General features: G+C 48.9%; 1 protein-coding gene. It reads left to right on the plus strand.

The features are described from left to right. Window positions 1-107 precede the first annotated feature (107 nt). Window positions 108-464, plus strand: a complete 357-nt coding sequence (locus EIP75_RS23900; RefSeq protein WP_125245681.1) for a hypothetical protein — start codon at window positions 108-110, stop codon at window positions 462-464. The last annotated feature ends 27 nt before the right edge of the window (window positions 465-491 follow it).

Genomic DNA, 491 nt, shown 5'->3' on the forward strand with positions numbered 1-491 from the left:
TTTCGAGAACACCAGCCATTACTATTCGTTAGTCACCGATGAACAACCCCAAGCAGTCAAGGACACGAAGCGCGCGCGAGCATTTGAACAATGTGAAGTGCAGCTACATGAACGACACACGGTGGCATGCGGTACTTCCCACGCTCGCATTGCATCAAGTTCCGGCAAGAATCAAACTGCTCTGGGATGAATACTCAAATGTTGCAAACCCAGGCGCAGAAGTCATCACGGGCTACGATAGTTACGGAAAACCTAATGCGCTTGGCCCACAAATCGCGTTCAATGTAACTGGCCGATACTGGGAATGCACAGCGATCGGACCGTTTCTTCCAAGTGACATTGAATGGCTAGCTGTGCAAACAGAGAAGTTCACCGAGCTCTCCATGAGCCTTCCAGCAAATTTGCAAATCGTTCTTGCTGGCGAGGAATCGGTCATCATTGGCTATGAGTTCATGCCATCCTAATGTTTTTTAATGCACAGATGCAGCCTT

The organism is Aquabacterium soli, from assembly GCF_003933735.1.
GTDB classification, from domain to species: Bacteria; Pseudomonadota; Gammaproteobacteria; order Burkholderiales; family Burkholderiaceae_C; genus Aquabacterium; species Aquabacterium soli.

What these genes read in the sequence shown, in the direction of transcription:
- EIP75_RS23900 (WP_125245681.1), top strand. Translation starts at nt 108, where the DNA reads ATGAACGACACACGGTGGCATGCGGTACTTCCCACGCTCGCATTGCAT.